22 protein-coding genes and 1 pseudogene are annotated in these 25,075 nt (G+C 61.7%); 11 read left to right on the top strand and 12 right to left on the bottom strand.

Translation table 11 applies throughout. The features are described 5' to 3' along the window. Positions 1–18 precede the first annotated feature (18 nt). The 3 genes and pseudogenes from BLJAPNOD_RS07775 to BLJAPNOD_RS35905 all read right to left on the bottom strand — a co-directional run. Positions 19–1,464: an MFS transporter gene (locus BLJAPNOD_RS07775; protein ID WP_115419406.1), complete on the bottom strand. Its 1,446-nt coding sequence runs from the start codon at positions 1,462–1,464 to the stop codon at positions 19–21. A 586-nt stretch (positions 1,465–2,050) separates the two neighbouring features. Beyond that, the gene (locus BLJAPNOD_RS07780) at positions 2,051–2,593 is read right to left on the bottom strand and encodes an MFS transporter (RefSeq protein ID WP_147294534.1); all 543 of its coding nucleotides are present in this window, start codon (positions 2,591–2,593) and stop codon (positions 2,051–2,053) included. Between the two features lie 23 nt (positions 2,594–2,616). Next, positions 2,617–2,754: pseudogene (locus tag BLJAPNOD_RS35905) on the bottom strand (helix-turn-helix domain-containing protein); the annotation flags it as partial. On the opposite strand from BLJAPNOD_RS35905, the gene BLJAPNOD_RS35910 reads away from it, so the two are divergent. Next, complete coding sequence (locus BLJAPNOD_RS35910; protein WP_244610895.1) at positions 2,689–3,294, top strand: hypothetical protein; 606 nt, start codon at positions 2,689–2,691, stop codon at positions 3,292–3,294. The pseudogene BLJAPNOD_RS35905 and the gene BLJAPNOD_RS35910 overlap by 66 nt on opposite strands. Before the next feature lie 161 nt (positions 3,295–3,455). Here the strand turns inward: BLJAPNOD_RS35910 and BLJAPNOD_RS07795 are convergent, their stop codons facing one another. The 8 genes from BLJAPNOD_RS07795 to BLJAPNOD_RS07830 form a co-directional block, all read right to left on the bottom strand. Continuing rightward, positions 3,456–4,388 carry a substrate-binding domain-containing protein gene (locus tag BLJAPNOD_RS07795; protein WP_077502625.1) on the bottom strand — a complete coding sequence of 311 codons (933 nt, stop codon included), beginning with the start codon at positions 4,386–4,388 and terminating at the stop codon, positions 3,456–3,458. A 341-nt stretch (positions 4,389–4,729) separates the two neighbouring features. Continuing rightward, on the bottom strand, positions 4,730–5,356 hold the full coding sequence (locus BLJAPNOD_RS07800) for a hypothetical protein (RefSeq protein WP_115419409.1): 627 nt from the start codon (positions 5,354–5,356) through the stop codon (positions 4,730–4,732). A 450-nt stretch (positions 5,357–5,806) separates the two neighbouring features. Beyond that, a complete protein-coding gene (locus tag BLJAPNOD_RS07805; RefSeq protein WP_077502623.1) occupies positions 5,807–6,145 on the bottom strand; it encodes a hypothetical protein in 339 nt (112 codons plus the stop codon). 13 nt (positions 6,146–6,158) lie between these two features. After that, a complete protein-coding gene (locus tag BLJAPNOD_RS07810; protein ID WP_077502622.1) occupies positions 6,159–6,719 on the bottom strand; it encodes an ATP-binding protein in 561 nt (186 codons plus the stop codon). Positions 6,720–6,723: 4 nt separating this feature from the next. Beyond that, on the bottom strand, positions 6,724–9,084 hold the full coding sequence (locus BLJAPNOD_RS07815; RefSeq protein ID WP_115419410.1) for a SpoIIE family protein phosphatase: 2,361 nt from the start codon (positions 9,082–9,084) through the stop codon (positions 6,724–6,726). Further along, positions 9,081–10,259 (bottom strand): class I SAM-dependent methyltransferase, encoded by a 1,179-nt coding sequence (locus BLJAPNOD_RS07820; protein WP_115419411.1) that lies wholly within the window; start codon positions 10,257–10,259, stop codon positions 9,081–9,083. Before BLJAPNOD_RS07820 ends, BLJAPNOD_RS07815 begins: the two co-directional genes overlap by 4 nt. Next, complete coding sequence (locus tag BLJAPNOD_RS07825) at positions 10,256–10,774, bottom strand: ubiquinone biosynthesis methyltransferase UbiE (protein ID WP_077502619.1); 519 nt, start codon at positions 10,772–10,774, stop codon at positions 10,256–10,258. The genes BLJAPNOD_RS07820 and BLJAPNOD_RS07825 overlap by 4 nt, the downstream gene beginning before the upstream one ends. A gap of 139 nt (positions 10,775–10,913) precedes the next feature. After that, a complete protein-coding gene (locus tag BLJAPNOD_RS07830; protein ID WP_115419412.1) occupies positions 10,914–12,593 on the bottom strand; it encodes an EAL domain-containing protein in 1,680 nt (559 codons plus the stop codon). 726 nt (positions 12,594–13,319) lie between these two features. Between BLJAPNOD_RS07830 and BLJAPNOD_RS07835 the strand changes: the two genes are divergently transcribed. From BLJAPNOD_RS07835 to BLJAPNOD_RS07870, 8 genes are all read left to right on the top strand, one after another. Beyond that, positions 13,320–14,126 carry an amino acid ABC transporter ATP-binding protein gene (locus tag BLJAPNOD_RS07835; protein WP_115419413.1) on the top strand — a complete coding sequence of 269 codons (807 nt, stop codon included), beginning with the start codon at positions 13,320–13,322 and terminating at the stop codon, positions 14,124–14,126. After that, a complete protein-coding gene (locus tag BLJAPNOD_RS07840) occupies positions 14,123–14,767 on the top strand; it encodes an amino acid ABC transporter permease (protein ID WP_115419414.1) in 645 nt (214 codons plus the stop codon). The genes BLJAPNOD_RS07835 and BLJAPNOD_RS07840 overlap by 4 nt, the downstream gene beginning before the upstream one ends. Then, complete coding sequence (locus tag BLJAPNOD_RS07845) at positions 14,767–15,429, top strand: amino acid ABC transporter permease (RefSeq protein ID WP_077502616.1); 663 nt, start codon at positions 14,767–14,769, stop codon at positions 15,427–15,429. Before BLJAPNOD_RS07840 ends, BLJAPNOD_RS07845 begins: the two co-directional genes overlap by 1 nt. A 27-nt stretch (positions 15,430–15,456) precedes the next feature. Beyond that, positions 15,457–16,296 carry a transporter substrate-binding domain-containing protein gene (locus BLJAPNOD_RS07850; protein ID WP_115419415.1) on the top strand — a complete coding sequence of 280 codons (840 nt, stop codon included), beginning with the start codon at positions 15,457–15,459 and terminating at the stop codon, positions 16,294–16,296. An 86-nt stretch (positions 16,297–16,382) separates the two neighbouring features. Then, positions 16,383–17,117: an aspartate/glutamate racemase family protein gene (locus tag BLJAPNOD_RS07855; RefSeq protein ID WP_077502614.1), complete on the top strand. Its 735-nt coding sequence runs from the start codon at positions 16,383–16,385 to the stop codon at positions 17,115–17,117. A gap of 41 nt (positions 17,118–17,158) precedes the next feature. Beyond that, positions 17,159–18,298, top strand: coding sequence for an aldo/keto reductase (locus tag BLJAPNOD_RS07860; RefSeq protein WP_115419416.1), 1,140 nt, complete (start codon positions 17,159–17,161; stop codon positions 18,296–18,298). Positions 18,299–18,323: 25 nt separating this feature from the next. Beyond that, positions 18,324–19,214 (top strand): formyltetrahydrofolate deformylase, encoded by an 891-nt coding sequence (gene purU, locus BLJAPNOD_RS07865; RefSeq protein ID WP_244610896.1) that lies wholly within the window; start codon positions 18,324–18,326, stop codon positions 19,212–19,214. 78 nt (positions 19,215–19,292) lie between these two features. Then, positions 19,293–20,576 (top strand): FAD-binding oxidoreductase, encoded by a 1,284-nt coding sequence (locus BLJAPNOD_RS07870; RefSeq protein ID WP_115419417.1) that lies wholly within the window; start codon positions 19,293–19,295, stop codon positions 20,574–20,576. Here the strand turns inward: BLJAPNOD_RS07870 and BLJAPNOD_RS07875 are convergent. Then, positions 20,573–21,508, bottom strand: a complete 936-nt coding sequence (locus tag BLJAPNOD_RS07875) for a LysR substrate-binding domain-containing protein (protein WP_077502610.1) — start codon at positions 21,506–21,508, stop codon at positions 20,573–20,575. The two genes, BLJAPNOD_RS07870 and BLJAPNOD_RS07875, sit on opposite strands and share 4 nt — an antisense overlap. Positions 21,509–21,603: 95 nt before the next feature. Here BLJAPNOD_RS07875 and BLJAPNOD_RS07880 point away from each other — a divergent pair, with 95 nt between their 5' ends. Together BLJAPNOD_RS07880 and BLJAPNOD_RS07885 are read left to right on the top strand one after the other, a co-directional pair. Next, positions 21,604–24,045, top strand: coding sequence for an FAD-dependent oxidoreductase (locus BLJAPNOD_RS07880; RefSeq protein ID WP_115419418.1), 2,442 nt, complete (start codon positions 21,604–21,606; stop codon positions 24,043–24,045). Between the two features lie 42 nt (positions 24,046–24,087). After that, a complete protein-coding gene (locus BLJAPNOD_RS07885; protein ID WP_077502608.1) occupies positions 24,088–24,846 on the top strand; it encodes an electron transfer flavoprotein subunit beta/FixA family protein in 759 nt (252 codons plus the stop codon). Positions 24,847–25,075: the final 229 nt, after the last annotated feature.

The following is a 25,075-nucleotide window of genomic DNA, read 5'->3' on the forward strand; positions in this document are numbered from 1 at the left end:
GATGCCGGTCGTAACCGATTATTTCCGCGGCTCGAATTTGTGCCCTGAAACTTCGACGCCTGCATCGTGCGGCAGGCTCAGAAAACGCAAGGCCGAGAGGATGCCGATCGTCGCGACCGCGAGAAACGCCCAGCGAAAGTCCGCGAGCGCCGCGGTTTCAGCGCCGCGAAGCGCCTGCGACAGATTGAGAACGGCAGCGGCAACGGCGACGCCCATCAGCATGGCCACCTGCTGCAACATACTGGAGAGCGTCGATGCTGAACTGCGCTGGCTTGCATCGATGTCGGCAAAGCCGAGCGTGTTGAGTGCCGTAAACTGCATCGAGCGGAACAGTCCGGCAGCAAACAGCAGCAGGAGCGTCAGCAACTGCGGCGTATCTGTCGATACCGCTGCACAGGCACCAATCGCCAGCGAGGCGAGCAGGCCGTTGCCGACGAGGATGGTGCGGAAGCCGAAACGGCGCAGCAACGGCGTCGTCGCCGTTTTCATCGCCAGATTGCCGGCGAAGTAGGCGAGCACATAAATCCCGGTCTCGATCGGATCGAGGCCGAACCCGACCTGGAACGTGAGAGGGATCAAAAACGGCGTCGCGTTGATGGCGATGCGGCAGGCGGTGCCGGCCGATAGCGTCGACATCGCAAAGGTCTGGGTTTTCAGAGCAGAGAGATCGAGAAGCGGATTGGCGATCACCCTGAAGTGACGCGTTGCCATGATGCCGATGATCGTGCCCCCTGCCAGCAACAGGCCGATTGCAGGTGCATTGACTGTCCCGTGCACGAAGGCTTCGAGCCCGGCGAGCACCAAAGTGAGGCTGGTTGACGATAGGATGAAGCCCTTGATGTCGAGACGGCGCGCGTCGTCCTCGCGCTGATCGGGCACGAAGCGCAACACAAGCGCAAGGCCGACGAGGCCGATCGGGATGTTGATGAGAAAGTTCCAGTGCCAGCTCAACCACGTGGTGATCACGCTGCCGAGGATCGGGCCGACGACCGGGGCGATCAGCGCCGGCCAGGTGATGAGCGCGACCGCACCGACAAGCTCCGATTTGCGAGCATTCTTCAAGACGATGATCCGGCCGACCGGCGTCATCAGCGCGCCGCCGATGCCCTGCACGGCGCGTGCCGCGATGAACTCGCCGAGACTGCCTGACAGCCCGCAAAACAGCGAGGCGAACGTGAAAATGCCGATTGCGACCAGGAAGACGTTGCGCGCGCCAAAACGGTCGCCAAGCCAGCCGGAGAGCGGAATGAAGGCCGCCATCGTCAGCATGTAGACGGTGATGCCGATACTCATGGCGACCGGTTGCACACCGAAGGACGCGGCCATCTGCGGCAACGATGTAATGACGATCGTGCCGTCGAGCATCTGCATAAAGAAGGCGATGGCAACGACCAGCGCGACGACACGGGAATTGCGGGCGGAGGAGGCGTCTTCGGCCTGCGTCTCGGTCGGGATCGCTGTCATACCGTCACTGCTGGCCCGCATTGCAATCAAGAATGCGGCTGCCGGCCAAAACGTGAGGCGAAAGCTGGATTGCTGTCGGAAACGAAATCATCGGAGCACTTCAGAATGGATCACGGTTTCGCCGACCCGCACGCTTCAGCCGGGATCGGCGATGAAAACAAGCAAGCCTTGGTGACTGGCCTCAGCGCCTCTATGCGCCTTCAAGCGGACTTGTGTCGATTCCCTTCTTGCGATCGGCGGAGGTTTTGCGAAGCTTTGATGATGGGAAAAGCGTGAAGCGGCTGAAGGGCGCGCGCTCAGGTCATGCGCAAGTCGACGGCAACAAGCCGAAAGTCCAGTCGTATTGCGACACTGGCGCGATGCACGTGGGCGCTGGTCCACTGGCCGGCGCCGGTCCTCCGACAGTGCCTTCGAAAAGGTTGTCGCCTGTGAACGCGACGCGTCGACTGGTTGGTCCAATAGATACCGGAATGCGCCTAGACCTCGATCAGACCCTTGCCCGCCCCTGACGCTCGAAGCCGGTCGCGGCGGTTGAAGACGGCGATGGCAGCAAAGGCGAATACTCCGGCGGCACCTGTTGCAACGGTTATCCATAGGGAAGGCAGCACCCCGAGCCAGGCGAAGGCCAAGGCAAGCGACAATGGCGCTGCGGCGGACGACGCTGTTTGGCGGCGGTAACCCAGCCAAGCCGCGCGCCGTAATTGTGCTTGCCGAAAAGCTCGAGCGGCAAGGTGCCGCTGACGATGCTGATCAGGCCCGATCCCATGCCGAACAGGATGGCGAAGGTGATCGCGCCCGGCAGCCATGGCGCCGTAGCGGTCAGGACGGCAAGCCCGAGAACCAACAGGCAGGCGGCGACGATGGCAAGCGAGGTCTGGGTGATCTGTTTGCCGAAGAGCATGTTGACGAGGCGGCTTGCCACCTGCGCCGGGCCGAACAGGCTGGCCACCAGGAGACCTGACGACCCCAGATCGAGTTCGACCGTCAAGGTCACCATGTGGATCAGAACGGCAGAGAGAACCAGGCCCTCAAGGACAAACCCGAGCAGCATTAAAGTGAAGAGCGCGGTCCCGTGAGCGGGCGGCGTGACGGGCCCGTCGGACGGCCGGGTGTCCACCGGCCCAGCCATGACGTGCCGCGCTCCCTTGAGCCGTTCGCCGACATCGTGTTCTGCGGGTCGTCGATCGCCTGTGCGAGTTCACCGGCCGCCAGGCCGTTGGGTTCGTGTTTGACCAGCAGTCGAAAAACATCGAGCCGGGTCGATTGGGCAAGGGCGGCAAGCGCCGTTATCGCTTGTGTAATATCGAAATCTCCAGATTAATAGATATTATGACCGCGTCAAGGGATGTGTTCGCTGATGCGGTTCACGACACCGCCCTGCCTCGCCGGCAGGGATGCGCGCGCTACGGATTGCACCTGAAACCGGCGCGCTCGTCCTGTTACCAAGCCCTCAGGAATGCGCCCTCTTTCTCGCATGGCGCGGCGCCTGCGAAGGTGAAATGCATCCGCCTCTGGAAAAATTCGCGATCTTTCCCAATATCAGAAAAATCATCTCAACCTGCTTTGATGTTGGAGGATCAGAGGCAGATGGATCGGTATTTTCGAGACCTTGCAATCGATGAAGATCAACTGAAAATGCTCCAGCGCGTGTTCCGACACGCCTGCTCCAGCAATGACTTGGAGCCGGAGAGTGACGAGGCGGATACGCTCGGCGCCTCGCTTATCCAGATCTATCAGCGCGGTGTTCGCAGCGAGCTTGCGCTCATGCAGATGCTTGGCGGTGACGAACGACGTGTGGGCGCGAACGCGCAGGATGACGTGCCAAGCTGATATCGCTCATGGTTGGCACCTCACGCCGCGACAAGCAGTTTGATCCGCGCGCATGCAGATGCATGTGTCCAATGCTGCGGGATGGACCAACGCAGAAGGGCCACGGACGTTGCCATCCATGGCCCTCGACTTTTTCAACGCGTCAGGCGAATCCGGCAGGCTTACTGATTGGCCTTTGCATAATCCTGCATGTTCTCAGGCGTCACCAGTTCGAAGGGTACCCAAATGTGGCGCTCGGTCTTTTCGCCGCGTGCCAGTGCCACCGCCGCATCCATGGCGGCTGCTCCTTGAGCGACGGCATTCTGGAACACCGTCACGTCGAGATCGCCCTGCGCCATCGAGGCAAGGCCATCCGGCGTCGCATCGATGCCGGCGACGACGACCTTCGACATGTCGACGCCTGTGGACTTCATCGCCTGGATCGCACCGATTGCCATCTCGTCGTTGTTGGCGATGACGGCGTCGAACTTGGTGCCCGCCGACAGCCAGTTCGTCATGATGTTGGTAGCCTCGAGGCGATCCCAGTTTGCACTCTGTTCTTCGATGACCTTCATGCCCTTACAGTCGTCACTGGCGATGACGTCGTGGATATCCTTGGTGCGGGTCAGCGAGGAATGGTTGTTCAGGGGACCCATGAGGACGAAGAGATCGCCCTTGCCGCCGAGCAGCTTACAGACTTCCTTCGTCTGGATCGTCCCGGAGTCGAGTTCGTTTGAACCGACGAAAGCGGCAGTTTCCGGCAGGCTGTCGACATCGGCGGGCGGATGGTTCGCATAGACGACCGGGATCTTGGCCTCGGTTGCCAGCTTGGTGATAGCCGGCGTGCCGTCGCCGTCAACTGCAACGACGACGATGGCATCGACGCCAGCGGAGATCAGGTTCTGTACCTGATCGAGCTGTCGGCTCGGATCGTTCTGGGCGTCTTCGACCTGCACCGTAACCTTGTCGAGTTCAGCCGCGCGGCTCTCCATGCCGCTGCGCAGGATCGTCAGAAAGGCGCTGTCGGAACGGGCAATGGCGATCCCGATGTTCTCGGCGTGCGCCGTTGTTGCCGCCAATGCGCAAACCGCTGCGGAAATCAAAAACCTCTTCATCTCAATCCTCTCCCATGGTCCGAGCGCAACTGCTGGTCGGAGAACGTATGTTCTGATTTAGGAGTAGATCAAACATTTATTCTGTTTTCAAGGCATTTGGAGCGACACTGGAGACGCTGAATGAACGAAGCTTGCTCAGGCGGCCGTCGGCAGCCGAAAGGGCCGCACGTCGGACGCCGGGCGACCGCCGCGAAAGGAGCCGATGGCATCCGGCAGCCAGACCAGCCCGGCAACAGCTGTACGACCCGTCGCTTCCGGCCGTAAAAAGCGCGCGGACCAAGGGAGCCGGCTCAAACTGTCGTGGGCCGCGCAGGTGCGACGGCCCGGTTGTGTGGATACCGTCAATTCGCGGCGAAGCAGTAAAAGAGCCCGTCGCCGCCCGTTCCCTTGAAGGCTTCCTGGGTGCAGCCGCCGCGCGTCGCGTGCGATGCGTTCCAGGATTTCGCCTCGGCGCTGTCGTTGAGGCCGGTTCGGTCGCTGTGGCCGACGATCGCCGCACCGTCCGTTCCGCTGAGCGTCCAGTTGCCGCAGGTCTCCGGCGCGGCCGTGCCGTCGGCTTTGGAGCCGGTGAGGATATCGTGCCGGTTCGGTGTATCGCCGCGGCCGTTGATCACTTCGCCCTTCTCGTTGAGCGCCGTCTGCTTCGTCAGGTTGTTCTTGTCGCTGTGCAGCGAGGCGACATCGTCGGCGATCTTCTCGCCCTTGGTATTGTACCAGGGGCCGGCCCCGATACGGTCCTTGGCGTTTTCCGAATCGGTGGAAAGGTAGGCCTTCCAGGTCTTGCCCGTGGAACCGCTCGCCGAGGCCAGCGTGCTGCAGTAGGTGTCGGCGCCGGCAAGGCCGCCAAGATCGCCACCCTTGCCCGGATTTGCGCTGGTGACGAAGAAGCTCATTGACGTGTCCTGGGCGTGGGCCACGACGGCGGACAAGGCCAGAGCGGCCGCGACAAGTATAAGCCTGCGTTTCATGGCATTTCCTCCCGGTACGGTTTGAACCGGGTGAAGCCTAGGGGCACCCCGAACAGGAGTAAAATCGAAATCTTGTGATCCGCCGAGGGCAAGCGCGTTCGCCATCGGTCGCAGGTTCGGCGTGAAACCTTCCGACGTTGTCGGCTCGGGCGACTGACGCGGAAAACCTGGTTCAGGAAGGCGATGGCTTTCGGAAAGCGTCGAACCGATTGACGGGATGACTTGAAGCAAGATGGGCCAAAGTCGCGCCGCCCATACAATTTCGTCCTTGAACCGGTTCCGGTCCAGGGACGAAATCATGCAAGCGTTTCAAGATGCGGCAGCGCCGCGCGTGGTATGCGACGTGTAAGCCGCGTCGCGATCTTCCAAATGCGCGTCAAACCCCTGTTCTTGCGCATAGCGCGCAAAACTGCCGAACACTTTTGCGCGTCTGCTGTCGTGGATGTCGCCTCAGTTCAGCCTGAGGTCGATGCCGGGATGGAGCTTCTTGAGGTTGGGCAAAGACTTTGACTGCCACGGAATCTCGGAGGTTCCACGCACCGTCAATTGCACGTTCGGCCGGTTGCGGGCCTCGATCGTCAGCTTGGCGAGCAGGTTGATCCCCGACGAGTTCAGGAACTGCAGTTCCCCCAGGTCGATCGTCATGCGGTCGGGCTCGGCCTCAAGCACGCCCATGGCCAGGGTGAAGATCGGGGCATAGGCTTCCGTGCCGGGAAGCCGCATGGTTCCTTCGAAGTGGATGTCGTTGCCCTCGGACCAAACGCGGTAGTCCTCGTCCTTGATTTCCATATTCACCTGCTCATCAGTTCGAGATATCGGGGACGGGGATCGAGGCATAAGTCTCAAGCGCGACGTCTCCGCTATCGCTATTGGGTCCGAAAACCCATGCGAAACGGACGCCATAATCGCTCATCAGTGTTAAAAGACCAAGTCCCGATCCGCTTTTGCCGGTGCCGATTGCATTGGCTTCGATGCGTTCGATCAGAAGGTCGCCCGGGTCACCCGTGGTGATCTCGGACAGCAGATCCTGGAAGCGTGCAGCCGTCTCGCCATCGACGAAGTTCGATACTTTCGCACGGAAGTTGCTGTCGTCGATCGAAGCCTCGACCACGATGCCGCCGGCGGCGCGGAACTTCACCGCGTTTTCGACCAATTCGTTGGTCAAGTAGCCGATATTGTGCCGGACTTCCTTATAGGCGTTGCGCGAGCCGCGGTAGCGCATGGCGATCAACTCGGCGACAAAGTCCGAGGCGATAGCGCAATGTTTCCAGCTGAGGTTGAGCTGGCCGTCGTAAAGACGGAGCCTCGTCACGCTTTCATTGGCGCCCCTGGTCAGGTCCGCGGTTCCGTACAAAGTCGTCATCTGCTCACCTGTGTCTCATGACCACGAGGGTAATGTCGTCGTGAATTTTCTGCTTGCCGATATGTGCCATCAGGTCCTCGAGTATCCCTGATTTTGCTTCTTCGGCGCTGCGTCCATAAAACTGCCGCGCACTGTCGCAGAGCCGCTGGATGCCGAACAGTTCGCCAGCCGCGTTCTCGGCTTCCGTTACCCCGTCCGTGTGCAGGATGATCATATCACCCTGGGCAAAAGCGACTTCGCGCGTGGCGACGAACCGCGAAATATCGGGCTCCAAGCCGATCGGTAGACCGAGATCCATCGTGTCGATGCGCTCCACCTCTTGGGCGTTGCGAACGACAATCAGTTCCTCGTGCTGCCCCGAAAGCGTCAGGCGGCAACCATCATAGTCGAGAAATGCCAGAGAAAGATGCTTGTCGGTATTGGTGCGCACGATATTTTTGTAGATTGCACGGTTGAGACGGTTGAGGAACTGATTGGGATCCATGTCACCGGCCTCCTGCAAGGCGCGCGCGACCGATTGCACCATCAGCATCAGGACGCCGCTCTCGAGGCCGTGCCCGGTGACGTCGCCGATGCCGATCTTCAACCGCGTGCCGTCACTCAGCACATCGTAGTAGTCCCCGCCCACTTCGTCGGCGGGCCGCATATAGGCGGCGATCTCCAGGTTTGCGATCTCGTCGAGCTCGCCAGCCTTCGGCAATACCATCATCTGGATCTGCCGGGCGACCGCCAGCTCGGCGCCGAGCCGCAGGTTTTCGCTGCGCAGCTGCATGTTGAGTGCGGAGATCTGCTGGTTGGCTTCCTCGATCTGCTTCGTTCGCTCCTCGACGAGATGCTCGAGGTTTTCGGTGTGGAAGCTGATCTCTTCGGCCATCCGGTTGAAGGCCGTGCCGGCTTCGCCCACTTCGTCGCGCGTGGAGATCGGCACCCGGACCGAATAGTCCTTCGCCTGGATGCGCTTGGCGGCACCGGCAAGCGCACTGATGCCGGCGGTCACGCGCTTGGAGATGCCGAACACCGCCGCCGTCACGAACAGCAACGACGCAAGCAGCGCCAGGATCTGATAGGCGAGGATGCGGTTCGTCGCCTGCGAGATGCCGGCTTGCGCGGCAAACAGCGACGCATAGATTTCGCGTTCCGGAACCACGATGCCAAGCGACATCGTTTCCTTGCGCACCGGGCCGGACATCCAGAAATTCTCGGGCTGCAACTGCTTCAGGAGAACGAGATAAGGCACCTTCTCGCCGGCCTCGTCGAGCATGACGCGCTGGATCACTCCATCCTGTCCGAGCGGCAGTTGCGCAATGGCAAGCTGGGCGCTCTTGCGAAGCGACCGGTCGGCACCGGTCACGCCTTGCGTGCTGGTATCGCTTGATGTCTGCAGGCCGATCGTCTTTTCGCCGTCCGGGTTGATGGCGAGCACATTGCCATCGGACATTGCCAGGAAGCCGAAGCCGCTTTCGGCGACCTTGACGTTCTGTACCACCTCGGCCAGCTGGTCGAGCGTGATATCGGCGCCGGCAGCCCCTGCCACAGCCTTTCGGTCGCGCGACCATAGCGGCTGGAAGAAGCTGACGATGAGCTTGCCGGTGATCGCATCGGTGTAGGGCGCCGTCTGCGTCACATCGTTCGGCACCGGCCTCAGGCTCGGATCCTTCGCCCATTGCTCCCAGGATTCGTAGATGCCGGGGAAAAAGAACGTCCAGAACTCGGCTTCGTTGTGGCCGGGATAAAGCCGGTCGAAGGTTTGTGCCTGGTCCGTATAGGGTGCTGTCCTGAAAATCGGCCGCTCCTTGGGGCCGATGTAATACATCTGCAGCTTGGACCGGCCGCTCTCCAGCAGGCTCGGCGCAACGAGGTCAAGCACTGCGCTGTTCTCGATCTCGGTCTGGACGTCGGGAAGCGGATGACGCTCCGGCCCGAGAAGATAACCCCAGACGCTGACGACCGAAGGCGGGCCGGGCAGGTTCTGCGCCCATCCGCCTTTCTCGTCGTAGACGACGGTGACAGAACCAGGCGCGCCCCGGGCAAGAGCCTCGCCGACCTGGAACTTGCGCACCGGCCGATCAATCTGCGACTGCAGAACGCCTGCGAGCGTTGCGACGTCGGTGTGGACCTGGCCAAGAAGCAGGTTGACGCGGGCGGCGGTCGATTCTGCGTAGGACCGCATATAGTCCTGGTTGGCCTTCTGCAGGCCCTGGCCGACTTCCGTCGCGGCATCCCGCGACAGTCTTTGCACATTCCAAAGCGCAAGGCCGCCTGTGACAAGCAAATCGAACAGCACGGCGCCGCCGACAACGAGCACGAACTTGGCGCGGAAGGACCTCAAGCCGAGGCGGGAACTTGATGCACTCTGTTCATTCATGTCGGCTTGCGCCCCGATGCGACCCAGATCGGCCAGCCGGCGTAACCCTTGGGATGAAGGGCGGCAAAGATATGGTCCCGGAAGCCCTGTCGGAAGCGCTCGATGAATTCGGGCGTGTCGCCGCGCCGGACAGCCATTTCGCCGGCATAGACGTTTTCCCAAGCGGTGATCACGTCGGCGAAGTCCTGCGGGTCGCCGTCGAGGTTCGTCACCATGAAGGATTCCACCAGGATGTCGTCGAAGCCGGCATCGGCGAGGTAGCGGCGGCTTTTTGGTCCGAGTTCGACGTCCATGTCGAAATGGCTGAACAGCTTGGCGACCTCGTTATAGGTCCACTGGATGCTCTGGGCGCGCGGTTCGCCGAGGCAGTGCGAGTTCTTTTCATTGGTGATGTAGACACGTCCGCCCGGTTTGCAGATCCGGTAGAGTTCCTTCAGGAGAAGCTCGCGTTCGTTGAAGATCTGCAGCGAGTGGCGGCAGCTGACGAAATCGAACTGATTGTCCTCCAGCAGCATTTCCGACGCATCGCCGTAGGTGTACTCGATATCGGTGATGCCGAAGTTGGTCGCCACCTCGCGTGCATAGGCGAGGCTCGCCTTGGAGTGGTCGAGGGCGACGATCCGCGCCGGCTGAAACTCCTTCTGGACGAGAACGGCAAAGTCGCCGATGCCGCAGCAGACGTCGGCCATGGCGATACCTGGCCGCAGGCCGTGCCGCGGCAGGATCGAACGCTCGTGGCGCCAGGTCATCTTCGTCTGGGTTCTCAGAATTGGGATGAAGCTCGTGTCCTCGACGAAGCTCTGCCCGGGATAGAAGGTCGAATCGTAGACCTCGACCGAAATCTGCGGTTCGATCTGGTTGAGATGTCCGAACATCCGTGTGGTCCAGCCGACGACGCTCGACGTCACGATCACCACGCGCAGGTCCGCGCGTGACCGGCATGCGTCGAGGGCAACCCGCACGAAGGCATGGAATGCGGTGTTGTTCATCTGGATCAGGCGTTTCACGTCGACGTAAAGCACGCCGCGAACGTCGTCGATCGCCTGCTTGAGCATGGCGATGCTATCGGCGATCTCGTCAACGGACCGCGGCCGGACGACACCGGCAAGCGAAAACACCTGGCTGTTGGCGTCGAACGCCACCTTGAAGTTGGGGGAAAGGCCTGTGACGCTCAACTCACGAGCCCTTCCAGAGGCAAGTCGACGATCAGCGTGACTGCGGGTGATGTGCTTTCCTCGATGCGGATGCTCGCGTCGAAATTGATGGCGAGATCGAGCAGAATGGATTCGCGGCTCGGCGCCATGTCGGTCGAGATCGAATCGAGATAGCGGGCATGCGCATCGCTGCGATCGATCTTCGACACGGCCTCGCGGTAGAACGGGACCTGTTCGGCCGGGCATGGAAAGGTGATCTGAACCCGCTCGACCGGTCCATGGCGGTAGATCGAAAGACCGATTTGACCGCTGGAGGTGCCGCCGCGAAACGACACTTCGAGCAATTCGTTGAGCGCCGAGGAGAAGAAGTTCGAATGACGGACCGGATCAGCCCTGTTGTGGCTGATCATGCGGGCGAGATAGGTGGAGAGATGGTCGCAATGCTGCCACTCCGAAAGGAACGTCCCCATCTCCATTTCAAACTGGAGCAAGGGCTCGAAGGCCGCTTCCGCTGGCACACTGTTACCGACTTCCATACTTGCTTTGTCCTCCATCTGTGGAACTTTGCCACGGCCCACAGGCACTTTCTAGGCTGATTTATCAGGCACACAAACTGGGGAGAGACCGGCGGCCCTTGCGCCTGCGGCCAACTCCACAGCCTCACTCTCAGCGTTTTTACGAAACTTCCATTGACGATGATTGACGCAAATAGGCGTCGATCGCGTTGGGCGGCATGGGGACGCCGAGGAAATAGCCCTGCAAGCGATCGCAGCCTTCGCGTTCCAGCCACAGGGCCTGGGCCCGCGTTTCGACGCCTTCCGCCGTCACCGCCATCCCCAGTCCGTGCGCGAGCGCGATGATCGAGCGGACGATCACCTGGCTCTTCTCGTCATTCTCAAGATCTTTGATGAAATAGCGGTCGATCTTGATCGTGTCGAACGGGAAGTTCTTGAGATAACTCAGCGAAGAATAGTAGGTCCCGAAATCGTCGAGCGAGATCTGAATGCCGAGCACGTTCAGCGTATTGAGCGTGTCGAGATTGTTGGTGGTCTTCTCGAGCAGAACCGATTCGGTGACTTCCAGTTCGAGCCGGTCGGCCCGCAGGCCGACCATATCGAGTGTCTGTGATACGCGGTCGGTGAAGCCGTCGTGAAGGAACTGCGCCGGAGACAGATTGACGGCCACGGTGAAATGCGAGGGCCATGTGGTCGCCTGGCGGCAGGCTTGCTCCAGCACCCATTGGCCGATCTCGCTCATCAACCCATCGGCTTCGGCCATCGGCACAAAGACATTGGGCGGAATGATGCCCACCAGCGGATGACGCCAGCGCACCAACGCCTCGAAGCCGACAATGGTGAAAGGGGGCTTCACCAGCGGTTGATACTCGATGGAAAACTGGTTTTCCCTGAGCGCGGTTCGCAGGCTGCGGCGCAGCATTTCCCGTTGTTCCAGCACGATCAGCATCGATCTGCTGAAGGTTTTGGCGCGGCCGCGGCCTTCTTTTTTGGCCGCATAAAGAGCGATGTCGGCCGCCTTCATCAGTTGCTCGCCCTCGTTGCCATCGGGCGGCGCGATGGCAATGCCGATGCTTGCACCGACGAATGCCGATATGCCATCGACCGTGAACGGCTCCTTGAAGGCGTTGACCACCGCATTGGCGAGCCGCTCAGCTTCGGCCGGCTGCTCGGCGTCGCGCTGGATGATCGCGAATTCGTCGCCCGCCAGCCGGTAGGCAACTTCCCCGTCTTGCAAAACGCCGCGTATGCGTTCGGCCGCCATCCGCAGCACCGCGTCTCCGGCCCCATGTCCAAGCGTGTCGTTGATCGGCTTGAAATCGTCGAGGTCGATCTGCATCAGCGCCGGCTTTTTCTCATGAACGGCCGGCAACACGTTTCGCAGGTCCTCGCTGAATTGGCGGCGGTTGGGCAAACCGGTCAGGGCATCGTGGGTCGCCTGATGAAGCAGCAGTGCGCGCTCGTTCTCGCCCTGGCTCGCGACTTCCCGTCTCACTGACGCGCCATCTGTTTCGATGACGCCGACGCCCTGGCCGGCGCGAAAGACCAGCAGGGTTCGCCGTGACCGATTGGGCGCGTCGAAGATTTCGATACTGCGGGGAACGCCATTGGCAAGAACGGACTCGGCCATCGCTTTCGAGGCTGGCTCAAGCAGTTCGGGATAGACATGCCAGAGTGTTGCATCGACCAGCCCAGCCACTTCGTAGGCCCGTTGAAGAGCAACCGAGGAAGCGACCAGATGCAGGGCCTCGTCGTAAACCGAAATGACCTCTTCAGTATTGCCAAGGACGGTATCGTCCACGGGAGATGCAGCAGACAACGTCGAGTCAGTGCTTGACATCCTAGCCTTTCCCTTTCCGTTGCGGTTTTGTCCGGACCGCTTGCGAACATTGCTGTGCCCGAACCGTTTGGACTGCAAGCATGGCATCGCCCTCAATTTCAGTCTGTTCTCTTGCACGGCTGCCGTACAAAGCGTCGCCGTAAGTGGTGCGGCCCGCCATCAAGGCCGGCAGTTCGAACCGAGTGTACGAGCACAGGCATCTTCTCTGTTCGGTTGCAATTTTATAGCTCTTTCTATCACTCGCGGGCGAGGCAGGCAATTTTTGAGCGACTCGGTAAGCATAGCGATATCTAGCGATCCGATGGCTTTACTCATCGGTCATGGCTAAAATAGTGTTATCTTGCCGACAGCGCTGATCGCCGGCATTAACCTTTTTTGGTTGGATCGGCGGGTTGCTTCTATCGCCCGAGGCGTTCGGCAAACATTTCAAACCGCAGGCATTCGTCTGGCTTCCATGGCAGGCGCCAAGATCTACCCTCTAAAATCATAACTCCAGGTTATGCCGCCCTGCAATTTTTGTCGTCTGCCGAGCACGTATCGAATCGTTATGGTGATCCACAACAAAAGAACGGGAACGACAGTCGTTCGCCTTGGGGCGCACGGCAGACATCAAACATTTTCAGCGACAGGACGCGGCTTGCCCGGCGTGGAGCCGAGCCGTGCCTGCAATGGGGCGAAATCGTCATGGATGGCGCTGTCTTGCACATGAGGGGTGGCAAACCGACAATGACTGAGGACGATGCTCTGGCCGCCAAAGGAGCGCCTTCCGAAAAGGGTCAGGCGCGAAAACCCCTCATCAAGCTGGACAAGCTGAGCAAACACTACGGCAACCATACGGTGCTCGACGGTATCGACCTTGAGGTGATGCCGGGTGAGGTGCTGGCGATCATCGGTCCGAGCGGATCGGGCAAGAGCACGCTGCTGCGCTGCATCAACTACCTCGAGCCGCCGGATGGCGGTCATGTCACCATCGGCGACATTTCGCTCAACGCGGCCGCACCCGCCGAGCGATCGGAGCTTTCGACCTTGCGCCGCAGCGTTGGCATGGTCTTCCAGTCGTTCAACCTCTTTCCGCATATGACGGTGCTGCGAAATGTCAGCCTGGCGCAGGAGCGTGTGCTTGGCCGCAGCCGCAGAAACGCCGACGAACGGTCGATGCAGTTGCTGAGCCGCGTCGGTCTGGCCGACAAGGCGGAGCAATATCCCGGCCGCTGTTCCGGTGGGCAGCAACAGCGCATCGCCATTGCGAGGGCGCTTGCGCTCGATCCTGATGTCATGCTCTTCGACGAGCCGACTTCGGCACTCGATCCCGAACTCGGCCTCGAAGTGCTCGCCGTCATGCGCGAACTGGCAGAAACCGGCATGACGATGATCGTGGTCACCCACGAAATGAGCTTTGCCGAGAACGTCTCCGACACGGTGATGATCATGGCCGATGGCAAGATCATCGAGAAGGGGCCGTCGGCCGACGTCATGCGCAATCCGCAGCAGGAGCGCACGAAGCGGTTCCTTCGGGCGGTGCACGACCGATGAGCACGGCAGACCTCTTCGCCATCCTGCGCGGGCTTCCCTGGACCGTTGCCTTGACGCTCGGCGCTTTTCTGGCCGGTGCCGTCCTCGGCGTCCCGCTGGTTGCGGCCAGGCAAAGTCGCATCCTGCCGCTGCGGTTCCTCGCCATGATCTTCATCCAGATCGTGCGCGGCATTCCGCCGATCCTCTGGCTATTCATCATCTTCTTCGGCCTTGGAATGAGCGTCTTTCCGATCAGTCCGTTCAATGCGGCGCTGGCCGGGCTCGGATTGATCGCGGCTGCGAACATGGCGGAAATCTACCGTGGCGCGCTGACCTCGATCCACTTCGGGCAATGGGAGGCGTCGTCGGCGCTAAACCTCGGCCGCTGGTCCACGCTGACGGATGTTGTTGCGCCGCAGGCTTTTCGCGTGGCTTTGCCTTCGGCCGCGAGCTATCTCATCGGCCTGATGAAGGAGACGGCCGTCGCCTCGACCATCGGTGTCAGCGAACTGGCCTTCCAGGGCAACCAGCTGTCGCAGCTGACGTTTCGAGGTCTCGAGGTCTTCGCTCTGGTCGGTATGTTCTACATCCTGCTCAGCCTGCCGGTTGCCTGGCTGTCGCGCGTCGCCGACGGCTATCTGCAAGCAAAGGTGGCCCGCTGATGTTGCCGAGCCTTGAAGAACTCTCCGCCTGGCTGCCCGATCTGCTGTCGGGTCTGTCGATCAGCCTGCAGGTGACGGCGCTCAGCCTCTTGATCGGCATTCCGTTCGGGCTCTTGCTTGCCCTTGGGGTCCTTGCCAAAAGCCGGCTGACCAAAATCGTCGCGCTGTTCCTGGTCGAGGTCGGCCGTGGTGCGCCGGCGCTGGTGCTGTTGCAATTCATCTATTTTGGCTTGCCGACCACCGGCCTGACGCTCGGGTCGTTCACGGCAGCCGTCATCGCGCTTGCCTGGAATACCGGCGCCTATACCAGCGAGATCATCCGCGCCAGCCTGCAGTCGATACCGCATGGCCAGCGCGAGGCGGCGGTTGCGATCGGTCTCAATCGACTGGACGCCTTGCGTTATGTCCTGCTGCCGCAGGGGTTGCGTGTCGCCCTTCCGGCGCTGCTCGCTTTCTCGATCCTGATTTTCCAAGGCACGTCGCTGTGTTTCACCATCGCGCTGCCGGAACTCGTTAGCCGCGCCTATGAAATCGGCTCGAACACCTTCCGCTATTTCCCGGCGCTGCTTGCCGCCGGTGTTCTCTACGCCTCGATCTCCATCCCCGCCGCTCTCCTCGTCAGCCATGTCGAAAAGCGCGCCGGTTCCTACGCGCAACGCTGAACCAACACCACGAAAGGGCATTCAGGCATGACCACATTTGCGACCAAAACCCGCCTTCTGCTGACCGGCATCGCCGGCATCCTCGTTTCGAGCCAGGTGGCGCTTGCTCAGGATTGCACCCCGAAACACACCTTCAGCACCATCGAAGAGGGCACGCTGACGGTTGCCGTGACAACCTATGTCCCGCATTCCTACCTTGATGACGCCGGCAACATGAAGGGCATCGACGGCGATATCGCCGCCGAATTCGCCAAGCGCGAATGCCTGAAGGTGAAGGCGGTTGCCGTCGATCCGGCCGCCGCCATCCAGTATGTGCTGTCGGGACAGGCGGATATCGCCACCGGCGACTGGTATCGCACCGCCGAGCGCGCCAAGGTCATGAACCTTTCGGCACCGCTCTATACGGACCAGATGGCGATCTATTCCAAGGATGGCTTTGCCAATGTCGCCGACCTGGAAGACAAGCAGGTCGGAACGGTGCAGGGCTATCTCTGGGTCACCGACCTGAAGGCCATGCTCGGTTCCAAGCTGAAGCTTTACCCGAACTCGGTCAACATGCAGCAGGACCTCTTCGCCGGCCGTATCGACGTCGCCGTGGATGGCTATTCGACGGGCGTCGTTGCTGAAAAGAGCGGCGCTCTCAAGGACGTCAAGGTCAAGGTCGCAGCCTCCGACGATCGGGTCAGGGCCACCAAGGAAGCCGCGCAGGCGGCGTTTCCCTATTCCTTCAACGCCAAGGAACTCGGTGTCGCATTGGATGCGCAGATCGAGGCGATGCACGCCGACGGCACCATCGTCAACGTCCTGAAGTCCTACGGCCTCGATGGGACGGCGGCCGCAACCGGCGCGCCGCGCCTGGTTCAGTAACATCAGCTATGGGAGCCGCAACCGGCTCCCATTCCCCTCGGCGGGCATGCCGATTTGAGAACAATTTCGATATCGGAGACAAGACGATGACTGTCCACACAGTCACGCGGAGGACTCAATCGTGGTACGGGGAGCAGATCGGCATCCTCATCCTCGACGCGGCCTATCCTTGCGTGCCCGGCAATGTCGGCAACGCCACGACCTATGATTTTCCCGTGCGCTTCCAGGAGGTGCGCGGCGCCTCGATCGACCGGCTGCTCAACCAGCGCGATCCGGCCCTTCGCGACGTCTTCATCGAAGCGGCCGTCGAGTTGCAGAACCGCGGCGTCAAGGCGATCACCGGGGCCTGCGGTTTCATGGCCTATTTCCAGGAAGAGGTTGCAGCGGCTGTCGATATCCCGGTGTTCCTGTCGAGCCTGATGCAGATCCCGTTCATGCATGCGGCTGCCGGCGGCAGGGTCGGCATCATCACGGCCAATGCCAGCCGACTGACGCCGCGCCACTTCGAGGCGAGCAACGTGCCAGGGCATATTCCGCTCGCCATCGCCGGCATGGAAGGGCAGACGGAATTCCGCGAAGCCATACTGGAAGAAAAGGGCACGCTCGACAGTGCGAAGATCGAGCGGGAGGTTACCGAGGTCGCCCGCAAGCTCGTCGAGGATAACCCGGACGTTCGCTCCATTCTGCTCGAATGCAGCGATCTTCCGCCCTATGCTCACGCGGTGCAGGCGGCGACCGGTCGTCCGGTCTTCGATTTCATCACGATGATCAACCACGTCCAGCAAGGCGTCGCCCGCAAGAGCTATCACGGCCACATGTGACGGCGGCGCAGGGCAGGACGCGAGACAAATCAGGAATTCCCATGTCCATGGACCACTATTACCTTCTCGGCCGCTCGGGCCTCAGGGTCAGCCGGCTCGCGCTCGGAACGATGACCTTCGGCAATGGCGGCATTCGCGGGATCGGCGGCTCCTGGGGATCGGACGAGGACGCGGCGCGCAAGATCTTCGACCGCTACCTCGATGTCGGAGGCAACTTCATCGATACGGCGGATTCCTATGCGGCCGGCGTCAGCGAGGAACTGATCGGCAAATTCGTGGCCGATGCCGGCGTTCGCGACCAGGTGGTGATTTCGACCAAGTTTTCCAACAGCCTGCAGCCCGGCAACCCAAATGCTGGTGGCAACGGCCGCAAGAACCTGATGCGCGCCGTCGACGCCTCGCTGCGGCGGCTGAAGACGGATTACATCGACCTCTATCTGCTGCACACCTGGGACCGGATCACGCCGGTGGAAGAGGTCATGCGGACGTTCGACGATCTCGTGCGCGCCGGCAAGATCCGCTATGCCGGACTTTCTGACGTGCCCGGCTGGTATGCGGCGCGCGCCCAGACCTGGGCAGAAGCGCATGCGCTCACGCCGCCGATCTGCCTGCAGCTTCCCTATTCTCTGGCCGAACGCAGCATCGAGAACGAGTTCGTGCCGCTCGCCCAGACGCTCGGTCTCGGCATCACCGCCTGGAGCCCGCTCACGATGGGACTGCTCTCCGGCAAGTATCGCGCCGGCCGAGAGGCGGCGGGGCGGCTTTCGCTCGACGCCTCCGGCAGCGGGCTCGGCCTCTTTACCGAGCGCAACATGCGGATTGTAGCCGCACTCGAGGCGGTCGCTGCCGAGACCGGCCACAGCATGGCGCAGGTCGCGTTGAATTGGGTGGTGACCCAGCAGGGGGTCGGCGCCGCCATCATCGGCGCCAGCCGGATCGAACAGCTCGACGACAATCTGGCCGCACTGGATTTTTCGATTCCTCTCGAACTGCGCCAACACCTGAATTCGGCAAGCGCTGTCGAACCCGTCTACCCCTATTCGCTTTTTGCCGACGATTACCAGGCCGGCATTCTCAATGCCGGGGTGGCCGTCGGCGAGAAGCCGCGCGGGTACTATAGCGAGACCTTTCTGCCCAGGGTCGCCGACTATGTCTTCGGCCAGCCGAAATCCAAGACCTGAACCGTTACCGCGAAAGGAAAGAGGCATGACCGTGATGCCCGCCAATCTGACATCAACAGGCACTGCCGCCTCGTTCATCCTGACGCTCGCCTGCGATGACCAGCCCGGCATTGTCGCGGCCGTGACGACCGAGCTTGCCGCCATCGGCGGCAACATTGCCGAAAGCAATCAGTTTCGCGATGTGGAGACCAATTGCTTCTTCATGCGCATCGGCTTCACCGGACCCTCCGGCATGTCGCGAGATGGCATCGAGCGGGCGCTGAAACCGGCGATCGATCGCTTCGGCATGAGGGCCGCGGTTGCCGACGCGACCCGTCGGCCGAAAATCATCGTCATGGTCTCGAAGTTCGACCATGCGCTGCTGCATCTTCTCTACCAGATCCGCGTTGGCTGGCTGAATGCCGAGGTCGTTGCAATCGTTTCCAACCACGACGACAGCGCCAGGACCGCCGACCTCGGAGGCATCGCCTATCACCACTGGAAAGTGACGAAGGACAACAAGGCCGAACAGGAGCAGCGGCTGATCGATCTCGCGCGCGAAACGGAGGCTGACCTCGTCATCCTCGCCCGCTACATGCAGGTGCTTTCCGACAATTTGTCGAAGCGGCTCTATGGCCGGATCATCAACATCCACCACTCGTTCCTGCCGTCCTTCAAGGGGGCCAAGCCCTACCACCAGGCGCATGCTCGCGGCGTCAAGCTGATCGGCGCGACCGCCCATTACGTCACGCCTGACCTCGACGAAGGTCCGATCATCGAGCAGGAGACGGAGCGGGTCACCCACGCGATGAGCGCCGAAGATTTCGTCGCCACCGGCCGCGATATCGAAAGCCGTGTTCTCGCCCGAGCGGTAAAGATGCATCTGGAAAACCGCGTAATGCTCAACGGCCACAGGACCGTGGTCTTTACACAGTGACGGCGACGTTATCATTGTCGTGATCGATAGAATCTGCGGGCAGAGACGAAGCCAGGACCCGCACGAAGGACTGGACCGATGCTGAATGATCCCCGCTCCCATGGACTTTGGGAAAAGACCGCGCCGCCGCCGCCGATGACCGGCCCGCTCGCAACGGACGCTTCCGCCGATGTGGTGGTCGTCGGTGGCGGTTTTACGGGTATTTCGGCGGCGCTGCATCTGGCGGAGGCCGGCCGGAGGGTCATCCTGCTTGAGGGGGCGGAGATCGGCTTTGGTGGTGCGGGTCGCAATGTCGGGCTGATCAATGCCGGCATGTGGGTGATGCCCGACGATTTGCCGGGCGAACTCGGGGAGGTTCACGGCGAGCGGCTTCTCGATATGCTCGGCAATGGGCCGCGCGTGGTGATGGAGCTGATCGACAAGCACGCCATCGCCTGTGAACTCGAACGCAACGGCACGCTACACTGCGCCGTCGGTGACGCCGGGCTGAAAGAGATCGCGGACCGGGCGTCGCAATGGCAAAAGCGCGGTGCGCCGGTCGAGCTTCTCGATGCGGCTGAGACGGCTGCGCGCATCGGCACGACAGCCTATGCCGGCGCACTGCTGGACAGGCGGGCGGGCACATTGCAGCCGCTTGCCTATGTCCGCGGTCTGGCGCACGCGGCCCAGCGGGCCGGCGTTACCCTGCATACATCGAGCCGGGTCGTCTCGACGGATCGGGTCGGCAGCCGCTGGAAGGTGGCGACGGACAGGGCGTCGGTGACGGCGGACTGGATCATCGTTGCGACCGATGCCTATAGCACCGGCCCATGGGAACAGGTGCGCACCGAACAGGTCTATCTGCCCTATTTCAATCTCGCGACCCGACCGCTTGCGCCTGACTTTCTCTCGAGCATTCTGCCCAACCGCGAGGGTGTCTGGGATACCAAGGAGATCCTGTCGTCCTTTCGCATGGACAAGGCCGGCCGGCTGGTGTTCGGCAGCGTCGGCGCCCTGCGCAATGGCGGTGCCGCCGTCCACAAGGCCTGGGCCCGGCGCTCGCTCGCCCGGCTTTTCCCGCAGCTGGGCAAGGTCGATTTCGAGTGCGAATGGTACGGCCAGATCGGCATGACCACCAATGCGCTGCCGCGCTTCCACCGCTTCGCGCCGAATGTCGTCGGCTTCTCCGGCTATAACGGTCGCGGGATTGCGCCTGGTACGGTGTTCGGCCGTGTTCTGGCGCGCCATATCCTGGGAGAGATCGCCGAGGCGGAGCTGCCGTTACCGCTCAGCGACCCGCGCGATCCGCCGATGCGGCGTTTGAAGGAGGCCTACTACGAGGCCGGAGCCCAGGTCGCCCACTTCGTCGGCGAGCGTTTCTAAACAGCCGCGTCCGCGAAAATATCGGCGTCGGCATTCTGCTCCATCAGCCAGTCGCGGAAGATCTCGGTGCCCCGCTTCGGCGGGCGCTGGGCCGGCATGACGATGTGGATGCTCTGTCCCGTGAGATAGCTTGCCCGGATGGGGCAGACGAGCTTGCCGGCCTTCAGATGGTCGTGCACCAGATGTTTCCAGCCGAGCGCGACCCCCTGGCCGTGCACGGCCGCCTCGATCGAGTTCAGCGCATCGGTAAAGACGAAGTCCTGCGTCAGCTTGGCGGCCGAGACCTCGTTGCGCTCGAGATACTCCCGCCAGCCCACGCGTGAGCGATGCCGTTCCTCGAAATGCAGGAGCGTGTGGTTCAGCAAATCCGCCGGCGTCTCGATCGGACCGTGCTCTTTCAGATAGGCGGGGCTGCAGACCGGCCACACTTCCTCGGTGACGAAATGCCAGGCGTGGATACCCGGCCATTTGCCGGTCCCGAGCCGGGCGGAGAGATCGATGTCTTCTTCCAGCAGGTCCTGATCGTCGCGGCTGCTTTCGGCGATGCGCAAGGCTATGTCGGGATGCTGGGCCTTGAAAGCTTTCAGCCGCGGCAGCAGCCACAGTTGCACGAAAGATGCGGAGAACGAGACGCGCACGATGTCGCGCGAGTGTTTTTGCCTCAGCGACGAGATCACCATGTGCAGGTGATCGAAGGCTTCCTGGGTTTCCTTGTAGAGCCGCTTGCCCTCGGCGGTCAGCTCCAGCCGGGCGTGTTCGCGACGGAAGAGTTTGAGCCCGGTTGCCTCCTCCAAAAGCCGGATCGTCTTGCTGACGGCCGGCTGGCTGACATTCAGCTCCTCTGCCGCGCCGGTAAAGCTCTGCCGCCGGGCGGCGGCCTCGAAAACGAAGAGATAGTTGGCGGAGGGGACGAGCGAGCGAAGTCTATGCATAAACTGAGGTTATGCCCCCGGATAGTTTTTAGCAAGATTACAAGCGCGGCGGCCGTTTGTAAGTTGCTGAAAATTCCACATAAGGGAACCTCTTCATGCAAACTCATGCTCGGGCCGTAGTCATCGGCGGCGGTTGCGTCGGTGCAGCCATTCTCTACGGTCTGACGAAGCGCGGCTGGACAGATGTTGCGCTCTTGGAGCGCACGCAGCTGACCGCCGGCTCGACCTGGCACGCCGCCGGCCTCATCCCGTCCTATGCCCGCTCGATCAATATCGGCCGGATGATCGCCAAGACCATCGAGATCTACGAGGGTCTCGAAGCCGAAACCGGGCAGCACGTCGGCTGGCACAAATGCGGCCAGCTGCGCATCGCCAATACCCGCGACCGCTTCGACGAGTACAAGAGCTACATGAGTGTTGCCGAGGTACAGGGCATTCGGGCCGAACTGGTTTCGCCGGCCGAAGCCCGCGACCTCTGGCCGCTGCTTGAGAACAACAAGGAGATGCTGGGCGCGCTCTACCATCCTGACGACGGGCACATCGCGCCGGCCGACGTCACCCAGGCGATGGCCAAGGGTGCCCGGGATCGCGGCGCGAAGATCTATCTCAACACGGAAGTGTGCGGTTTCGAGCGCATGCCGAGCGGCGAGTGGAAGATCAAGACCAATCAGGGCGAGATCATCTGCGAGCACATCATTTCGGCGACCGGAAACTATGCCCGACAGACCGGCGCGATGCTCGGCCTCGAAATCCCGGCGATCCCGATCGTCCACCAATACTGGATCACCGATGCCGTTCCCGAGGTGATCGAGCGCAAGCGCCAGGGCCTGCCCGAAATGCCGATCCTGCGTGACGAGGGGTTCGAGGGCTATCTTCGCGAAGAAGGCGACGGCCTGATGTTCGGTCCCTATGAGAAGACCGAGCATCTGAAGCTCTTTGCCGAAAACGGCGTGCCGGAATGGTTCGGCGCCGACCTGCTTGAGGAGGATTTCGATTCCGTTTCCTGGAACTGGGAGCGGGCGATGGATCTCGTCCCGGCGCTCGGCCGCGTCGGCATCAAGGCCAATGTCCGTGGTCCCTTCCAGATGACCGCCGACGAACTGCCGCTGGTGGGGCCGGCCTGGGGTCTCGACAATGTCTGGATCGCCGAAGGCGTGCCAGGCGGCATCCTCTGGGGCGGGGCGATCGGCTATTACCTCTCCGAGCGCATCGTCGAAGGCGGCAACAGCCTCGACACCTCCGAGCTCGACCCGCGCCGCTTCGGCGATTACGCCAACAAGAACTGGACACGCGAAAAGGTGCGCGAGGCCTGGGGCACCCATGCCGAACAGCACTATCCCGGCCAGGATATGCCCGCTGCCCGCCCGCAGAAGACGGCTCCCTCCTATGACCGCCTGACGCAAAAGGGCGCTGTCTGGAGTGTTCTCAACGGTTGGGAAATGCCCAACTGGTTCGCGCCAGAAGGTGTGGAGGCCAAGGACCAGTACAGCTGGCGCTGGACCGAGAAGGGCAAATATGTCGGCGAGGAAGTCCACGCGGTCAGAAATGCCGTCGGTCTCGTCGAAATGACGCCGATGACCAAGTTCGAAGTGAGCGGTGCGGGCGCCGAAGCCTGGCTCGATGGCATCCTTGCCAACCGCCTGCCGAAAACAGGGCGCGTCAACCTCAGCCATCACCTGACGAAGACGGGCGGGGTGCAGGCGGAATATGTGGTCGCCCGTCTCGATGACGGATTGTTCTATCTGATCTCGACGCCGCGGGCTGAGCGCTGGAATTTCGATGATCTGTCGAAGCTGCTGCCTGGGGATGGCAGCGTCCAGCTTCGCAACGTCACCAATGATCGCGGCTGCTTCACCATCGTCGGGCCGAAGGCGCGCGAGGTGCTGCAATCCCTGACGGAAATCGATCTCTCCAACGAGGCTTTCCCCTGGTTCGGCGTGCAGTCGGGCACGGTGGGGCTCGCAAGCGACGTCCGGCTGCTGCGGGTCAACTACGAAGGCGAGCTTGGCTGGGAGCTTTATCATCCGCTCAGCTACCAGCGGCACCTGCTCGATGCGCTGCTTGCCGCCGGTGAGGCACATGGCCTCCGGCTGATCGGGCTGCAGGCGCTGGAATCGCTGCGCCTCGAGAAATCCTACAGGGCGATGTACCGCGACATGAACCCGGAACTCAGCGCCTGGGAAAGCAGCCTCGATCGCTTCGTGCGCCTCGACAAGGGCTGCTTCATCGGTCGCGATGCGCTGGTAAAGGCGAAGGAAGAGGGCATCGCCCGTCGCTCCTTCACCATCGCGATCGACACCGATGGCGCAAGTTCGCTGATCTACGAAGGCGTCTATCATCAGGGCAAGCTTGTCGGGCGCATCACCTCGGGTGGCTACGCCTATACGCTCGGCCACGACGTCGCCTTCGCATTGCTGCCGGTCGAGCTTGGCGTTCCGGGCACGGAACTCGAGGTCCCGATCCTCGGCGTGCGGCGCAAGGCCCGCGTCATCGCGGAATCGCCCTACGATCCCGAAGCCAAGCGCGGCCGCATGTAACGGCCATCAGCAGACAACGAGAATTTCCGGAAAGGGTTGGCCATGAAAATACTTGTGACGGTCAAGCGGGTGGTTGACTACAACGTCAAGATCCGGGTGAAGGCGGATGGTTCGGGCGTCGAACTGGCGAATGTGAAGATGTCGATGAACCCGTTCGACGAGATCTCGGTGGAAGAGGCGCTGCGGCTGAAGGAAGCCGGCAAGGCCGACGAGGTCGTGGTGGTATCGGTGGGTCCGGCCAAGGCCGAGGAGACGTTGCGCACGGCACTTGCCATGGGCGCCGACCGGGCGATCCTGGTCGAGACCGACGACCAGGTCGAGCCACTCACTGTGGCCAAGATCGTCAAGGGTGTGGCGGAAGTCGAACAACCCGGCCTGATCATCGTCGGCAAGCAGGCGATCGATGACGACTCGAACCAGACCGGCCAGATGCTGTCGGCGCTTCTGGGCTGGGCCCAGGGCACCTTCGCCTCCAAGGTCGAGATCGGCGATGGCAAGGCAACGGTAACCCGTGAAGTCGACGGTGGTCTTCAGACGATCGACATCAAGCTGCCGGCAGTGGTCACCACCGACCTGCGCCTCAACGAGCCGCGTTATGCCTCGCTTCCCAACATCATGAAGGCGAAGAAGAAGCCGCTCGACAAGAAGACCCCCGCCGATTTCGGTGTCGACACCACGGCGCGGCTGAAGGTGTTGAAGACCGAGGAGCCGGAAGGCCGGAAGGCCGGCATCAAGGTCAAGTCGGTGGCCGAGCTCGTCGAAAAGCTCAAAACCGAAGCCGGCGTGCTCGGAAATCCGTGAGGTCCGCCTGCAAACGGCGTGTCGCTGCGCTTCCGGTGCTCACGTACTAGAGCACGCTGCGCGCCGGTTCTCACGCCTCCCCGTTTTCGGCAGGCCCTGACGGATTTCGGGACCGAACCATATTTCTAGAGGACAAGATCATGGCTATTCTGCTTCTGGCTGATCACGACGGCAGCCACCTTTCCGACCAGACCGCAAAGACGCTGACGGCAGCGAGCAAAATCGGCGG

Source organism: Ensifer sp. M14 (assembly GCF_003355565.1).
Classification (GTDB): domain Bacteria; phylum Pseudomonadota; class Alphaproteobacteria; order Rhizobiales; family Rhizobiaceae; genus Ensifer.